At 53.2% G+C, this 6,196-nt stretch carries 6 protein-coding genes; 2 read left to right on the top strand and 4 right to left on the bottom strand.

Annotated features, from left to right (window positions below; translation table 11 throughout):
- Positions 1 to 133 precede the first annotated feature (133 nt).
- On the bottom strand, positions 134 to 892 hold the full coding sequence (locus AC07U6_RS15940; protein WP_494764285.1) for an SDR family NAD(P)-dependent oxidoreductase: 759 nt from the start codon (positions 890 to 892) through the stop codon (positions 134 to 136).
- Between the two features lie 115 nt (positions 893 to 1,007).
- Between AC07U6_RS15940 and AC07U6_RS15935 the strand changes: the two genes are divergently transcribed.
- Positions 1,008 to 1,907, top strand: coding sequence for a LysR family transcriptional regulator (locus AC07U6_RS15935; RefSeq protein WP_494764286.1), 900 nt, complete (start codon positions 1,008 to 1,010; stop codon positions 1,905 to 1,907).
- Between the two features lie 54 nt (positions 1,908 to 1,961).
- Positions 1,962 to 2,960: an inner membrane protein YhjD gene (yhjD, locus tag AC07U6_RS15930; RefSeq protein ID WP_494764287.1), complete on the top strand. Its 999-nt coding sequence runs from the start codon at positions 1,962 to 1,964 to the stop codon at positions 2,958 to 2,960.
- 29 nt (positions 2,961 to 2,989) lie between these two features.
- On the opposite strand, the gene AC07U6_RS15925 is transcribed toward yhjD, so the two are convergent.
- From AC07U6_RS15925 to pfkA, 3 genes are all read right to left on the bottom strand, one after another.
- Positions 2,990 to 3,736 (bottom strand): CDP-diacylglycerol diphosphatase, encoded by a 747-nt coding sequence (locus AC07U6_RS15925; RefSeq protein ID WP_494764288.1) that lies wholly within the window; start codon positions 3,734 to 3,736, stop codon positions 2,990 to 2,992.
- Between the two features lie 184 nt (positions 3,737 to 3,920).
- Entirely contained in the window at positions 3,921 to 4,910 is a 990-nt protein-coding gene (locus tag AC07U6_RS15920; protein ID WP_494764289.1) for a sulfate ABC transporter substrate-binding protein, read from the bottom strand.
- A 144-nt stretch (positions 4,911 to 5,054) separates the two neighbouring features.
- Complete coding sequence (pfkA, locus tag AC07U6_RS15915) at positions 5,055 to 6,017, bottom strand: 6-phosphofructokinase (protein WP_205067569.1); 963 nt, start codon at positions 6,015 to 6,017, stop codon at positions 5,055 to 5,057.
- Positions 6,018 to 6,196: the final 179 nt, after the last annotated feature.

Raw genomic sequence — 6,196 nt, 5'->3', positions numbered from 1 at the left:
CGTGCTTGCTTGCTTGCTTGCTTGCTTGCTTGCTTGCTTGCTTGCTTGCTTGCTTGCTTGCTTGCTTGCTTGCTTGCTTGCTTGCCAAAGATGCTGCGCTCCCGGCCGCGATAGTGAATCGTAATCAGGCGAATTACAGGAACATACCACCTGACGCTTCGATGCGCTGGCCGTTGACCCAGCGGCATTCTTCGCTCAACAGAGCAGCAACAGCGTTGCCGATATCATCCGGCAGGCCGACGCGACCCAGCGCGGTTTGCGCAGCAATCGCCGCATTCATTGCCGCATCATCACGCACCCGACCGCCGCCGAAATCCGTCTCGATAGCACCCGGGGCAAGAATGTTGACCGCAATCCCACGCGCGCCCAGCTCTTTGGCCTGATAGCGCGTCAGTACTTCCATCGCCCCTTTAACTGCCGCGTAAGCGCCGGAGCCCGGCAGTGTAAAGCGCGCCAGCCCGCTTGAAACATTCAGAATACGCCCGCCGTCGGCGATCAGCGGCAGCAGCTTCTGAGTGAGGAAGAATGGTCCCTTGAAATGAACGTTCACCAGGTGGTCAAACTGTGCTTCGGTGGTGTCGGCAAACGGTGTGTAAAGACCTGTTCCCGCATTGTTGAATAAGTAATCAAAGCTGTCGCGCTGCCATACTTTTTGCAGCGTTTCCCACACGCGTCCGGCAAAGGCATCAAAGCTGCTGCTATCGCCCACATCCAGCTGTAGCGCCACTGCGCGCGCGCCCAGGGCCTGAATTTTCGTGAGAACCGCCTGCGCTTCCTGCTCTTTACTGTGCCAGGTGAGAATGATATCAATCCCTTTTTCTGCCAGTTTTAACGCTGCATTTTGGCCTAAACCGCGGCTGCCGCCGGTGATCAGTGCAATTTTCTCGCTCATTTGTTTCTCCAGAGAGTGGGCTGTGGACAAAAAACAGGATATTACTGCTCTTATAAACTATAAATAGCGTTAACTACGCTTCACTGTTCCATTCACAACAACAATAAGAGAGAAAATGGATAAAATACACACAATGAAAGTGTTTGTACGGGTGGCGGAAATACAGAGTTTTACCCGTGCTGCAGAAAGCCTCGGATTGCCTAAAGGCAGCCTTTCACGGCAAATCCAGGCACTGGAAAACAGCCTTGGCTCGCGCCTGCTGCACCGGACAACACGGCGCGTGCAGCTGACTCAGGACGGTCAGATTTACTTCGAACGCTGCCGCGATGTGCTGGCAACGCTGGAGGAAATGGATTCGATGTTCCAGCACGATCCGGCCACGCTTAGCGGTCGGCTGCGGGTAGACATGCCGGTCAGCCTGGCCAGCGGCTATCTGATTCCACTGCTCCCCGAGTTCCTTCAACACTATCCCGGAATTGAACTGGAGCTGAGCAGCAGCGATCGCCGGGTGGATGTAGTGCGCGAAGGCTTCGACTGTGTAGTTCGCGTGGGAATTTTAGAAGATTCCGGGCTGGTCGCGCGGCCGCTGGGCCATCTGCCGCTGATTAACTGCGCCAGTCCTGACTATCTTGAGCGCTTCGGTACACCGGAATCGCTGAAGGATTTGTCCCAGCATGCAATGGTCCATTACAGCCAGCAGCTCGGCGTTCAGTCGGGCGGCTTTGAATATTTTGATGGTAAAACCATCACGCTGATCAAAACCGGCGGCGCGGTCACCGTGAACAGCACAGAAACCTACCGCTCAGCCTGCCTGGCCGGCCTGGGCATTATTCAGGTACCGCGCGTTGGCGTGCAGAGCGCGTTGAAAGAAAAAAAACTGGTGGAGATTTTGCCACACTTCCCGGCATGCCCGATGCAGCTGTCACTGCTCTGGCCGCATCGTCGTAATCAGGCTCGACGGGTTCAGGTGTTTATTGAATGGCTGAGCCAGGCGCTGAAACGCTACGTTGCCTGACTGGCAGGCTATAATTTGCAATTAAACATTAATCAAAAGGATAGAGAAGGATTCATGACGGATACTCAACGGCACGATCCCCAGGCGGCAGACACGGCGAAAAAACCGCTGATCAACATCAAAACCGGGAGTCATACGGTCGATAAATCCATCACCCGAGTCTCCCGGCTGGTCAGCTGGTTCCGTACCATTCCGGCGGTAGCGCATTTTATTCGTGCGAGTGAGCGATTTAACGATCGACTTGGCAGCCAGTTTGGCGCAGCGATTACCTACTTCTCATTTCTTTCGCTGATCCCGATCCTGATGGTGTCGTTTGCCGCCGTCGGCTTTTTACTCGCCTCAAATCAGGATCTGCTGACCGAACTGATCGATAAGATCGTCAGCAGCATTAGCGATCCCGCTCTGTCGGCAACGTTAAAGAATACGGTAAATACGGCAATTCAGCAGCGTACGACGGTCGGGATAACCGGACTATTGGTGGCCTTATACTCAGGGATCAGCTGGATGGGTAATCTACGTGAAGCGATACGCGCTCAGTCCCGCGACGTCTGGGAACGAACACCGCAGGATCAGGAAAAAGTCTGGTTCAAATATTCTCGCGACTTTATCTCGCTGACCGGGCTGGTGCTGGCGCTGATTATTACTCTGTCGTTAACTTCAATTGCCGGTGCCGCGCAGGCGACGATCGTGCGGACACTGGGGCTGGAAGATATCGAATGGCTGCGCCCGGCGATGACGACGATTGCTCTGTCGATCTCCATATTTGCCAACTATCTCCTGTTTCTGTGGATTTTCTGGATACTGCCGCGCCACAAGCCACGTAAGAAAGCGCTGCTGCGCGGTACGCTGCTGGCGGCGATTGGTTTTGAAGTGATTAAATTTATTATGACCCTGACGCTGCCGAAGCTGGCTTCCTCACCGTCCGGTGCCGCTTTCGGTTCCGTACTGGGGCTGATGGCGTTCTTCTATTTCTTTGCCCGTCTGACGCTGTTCTGCGCGGCATGGATTGCCACCGCACAGTATAAAGATGACCCGGAGCCGGTCGGAAAATAACACTCGCTGGCCGGAGAGATCCGGCCTGACTATTTCAGCAGGGCGCAATTATGATCCTGCAACTCTTCCGCAGAACCTCGGTTAAAAAGAAGCCAGTTACGCTCCACCACCATCAACGCTCGCCGCCCCTCTTTCAGCGCGGCAATGGCAACACCGTACCTTCCCATCTTTTCACGTGCGTCGGGCAGTTCGTTGGCGATGCGGAGAAAAGGACTGGTGCGCTTAAATTCATCACGGGAGATCGCCCGAATAAAGTAATCATGTTCACCCAGTTTATGGGTCTGCCACTGTGTATTCAGCGTGCTATCGAGTGCATCCAGCTGCTGGCGAATGTCAGCCCGCAGGCAGGAAATATGAACGTGCAGCTGGTTCTGCGTTCGTCCCCATTGAGAATTCACCGCCAGCGAATAAACCCGGTCGTTAATCGCCGAACCGCGGCGTTCTTCCATAAAGTGCCGGGCGCGCCAGGCCTCGGATAAAAAGTTCGGCGTAGCCGGACTCAATAATTTGTGGCTCTCAATACCGGTTATTTTTGCGATCGGCAGCAGCAGAAACTGCAGTGGACCGTTGCGATCTTTCAGTACCACATAGCCATCGGATTCACTGACCAGACTGCACGGAGCCGGATCGTTTTTCTGTCGTTCACCCACCACGCACTGCTGGCTGACAATATTCCATAAGGCATCGGCATTATTATTAAAATACAAAGCGATAGCGCTAACCGATGCCGCTATCATCACCACCAGAAAAATCGCTATGCGCTTTCTTCCATGCATCAATCATTACCTCAGCCAATAATCGTTCACAATGTAATCGAAGCGGGCGATAAGGTCATGTGAAATCATCGGTGGGAGCGCTTCCGCGGTGAGGAACGTTGCGATGAATACGTTTCCCTTCAACAGGGGAAAACGAAAAAAGGCCGACAGTGTCGGCCCTGATTGCATTACTCACGATCGGCGTTTAGCGCTTCATCACCTGATCGTAGGTTCCACCTTCAGCAAAGTGGGTTTTCTGCGCCGCCGTCCAGCCACCGAACTTACCGTCGATAGTGAACAGTTTCACCGGCTGGAAGGTGCTGGCAAATTTCCTGGCAACCGCCTCATCACGCGGGCGATAGAAGTTCTGGGCCGCGATAGTCTGGCCTTCCGGCGAATAGAGATAGTTCAGATATTCGTCGGCAACCTTACGTGTATCACGCTCGTCAACCACTTTGTCCACGACGGAAACGGTCGGTTCTGCCAGAATTGACTCGCTCGGAGTGATAATTTCAAACTGATCTTTACCCAGTTTGTTGACCGCCAGATACGCTTCGTTTTCCCAGGCAATCAGCACGTCACCAATCCCGCGCTCAACGAAGGTGTTGGTGGCACCACGTGCGCCAGAGTCCTGTACTTCAACATTCTTAAACAGCGACTTCACGTATTCCTGCGCTTTTGCCTGATCGCCGTTGTTCTGATCCAGTGCCCATCCCCAGGCTGCCAGATAGTTCCAGCGTGCGCCGCCGGAGGTTTTCGGGTTCGGAGTAATCACAGAGACGCCCGGCTTAATCAAATCCGGCCAGTCATGAATTTGTTTTGGGTTACCTTTACGCACCAGGAAGACAATGGTGGAAGTGTACGGCGCGGAGTTATCCGGCAGGCGTTTAATCCAGTTTTTATCGATGCGCCCACGTTCCGCAATGGCGTCAACGTCCGAGGCCAGCGCCAGGGTCACGACATCCGCTTTAATCCCGTTGATCACCGACGTCGCCTGTTTGCCTGAGCCGCCGTGCGACTGGCGAATGACCACATTGTCACCGGTTTCCTGCTTATAGTGAGCGCTGAACGCTTTATTGTATTGCTCATACAGTTCACGTGTTGGATCGTAAGAGACATTCAGCAGCTGAATATCCTTCGCCAGCACGCTGGTTGAGGCCAGTAACAGGGTAATTCCCACACTCCACTTCTTCATTGCACGCACTCCCAAAGGTTTAATCTGAGGAGGAGCGTGACATAAAGCAGACTGTGAATTAAAGAATTAAAAAGAAGCTGTAATAACCATATGGAATAACACTTTGCATAAAAAAGGCGCTGGAGCGCAGCGCCTTGTTTTTTATCAGTAAAGCTTTTTGGCCGTATCCAGCCAGTCGCCCTTGAACGGACGCTTCATATTTTCGATCGCATCAATGATGTCGTGGTGAACCATTTTCTCGTTCTGAATACCCACGCAGCGGCCACCGTAGCCCTGCAGCAGCAGTTCGATGGAATAGGCACCCATACGAGAAGCGAGAATACGGTCATAGGCAACCGGTGCCCCACCGCGCTGAATATGGCCCAGCACGGTTGCACGGGTTTCACGCTTCGTTTCCGCTTCGATATATTTCGCCAGCTCATCCACATCGCAGATATGCTCGGTAATCGCCACAATCGCGTGCTTTTTACCCTTGGCAATACCGGCTTTAATCTCCGCCAGCAGCTCTTCACGGGTGTATGGCGTTTCTGGCAGTACGATAAACTCACAGCCACCGGCAATTGCCGCCGCCAGCGTCAGATCGCCACAGTAGCGGCCCATCACTTCAACGATAGAAATACGCTGATGCGAAGAAGAGGTATCACGCAGGCGGTCAATGGCCTCAACTACGGTTTCCAGCGCGGTGAAGTAACCGATGGTATAGTCCGTACCGGCAACATCGTTATCAATCGTGCCAGGCAGGCCGATGCACGGGAAGCCCATTTCAGTCAGGCGTTTAGCTCCCATATAGGAACCGTCACCGCCGATAACCACCAGCGCATCAATACCACGCTTTCTCATGTTATCCAGGGCTACTGCACGCACTTCGTCTTTGCGGAAATCAGGGAAACGAGCAGATCCCAGGAAAGTACCGCCACGGTTAATCATGTCCGATACGCTGTAGCGATCCAGATTCACCATCCGATCTTCGTACAGGCCCAGATAGCCGTCATAAATACCAAAAACTTCCAGTCCTTCACTCAGCGCCGCGCGTACGACACCGCGGATTGCAGCGTTCATACCTGGGGCGTCGCCGCCGCTTGTCAGTACACCGATTTTCTTGATCATGACAACCTCTGAACTTGTTGATGCAAATGTTGAATTCTGAACGCCGGGGCGGCAGGACGCGCGCACAAGAGCTAACCGACTAAGTTAAGCTGATAGTATATCAAATCTTGTTAGCTGAATTGATTCAGGTCAGGCCAGATTTGCCTATTTTTTTTGCGGTAACTCACGTTTTATATGAT

The sequence above is a fragment of the Erwinia sp. GW821-FHT03D09 genome, assembly GCF_059420805.1.
Note: the sequence above shows the minus strand (reverse complement) of the source record. Positions and strands in the feature narration are given on the sequence as shown.

What these genes read in the sequence shown, in the direction of transcription:
- AC07U6_RS15940 (WP_494764285.1), bottom strand. Translation starts at nt 892, where the DNA reads ATGAGCGAGAAAATTGCACTGATCACCGGCGGCAGCCGCGGTTTAGGC.
- pfkA (WP_205067569.1), bottom strand. Translation starts at nt 6,017, where the DNA reads ATGATCAAGAAAATCGGTGTACTGACAAGCGGCGGCGACGCCCCAGGT.
- AC07U6_RS15925 (WP_494764288.1), bottom strand. Translation starts at nt 3,736, where the DNA reads ATGCATGGAAGAAAGCGCATAGCGATTTTTCTGGTGGTGATGATAGCG.
- AC07U6_RS15920 (WP_494764289.1), bottom strand. Translation starts at nt 4,910, where the DNA reads ATGAAGAAGTGGAGTGTGGGAATTACCCTGTTACTGGCCTCAACCAGC.
- AC07U6_RS15935 (WP_494764286.1), top strand. Translation starts at nt 1,008, where the DNA reads ATGGATAAAATACACACAATGAAAGTGTTTGTACGGGTGGCGGAAATA.
- yhjD (WP_494764287.1), top strand. Translation starts at nt 1,962, where the DNA reads ATGACGGATACTCAACGGCACGATCCCCAGGCGGCAGACACGGCGAAA.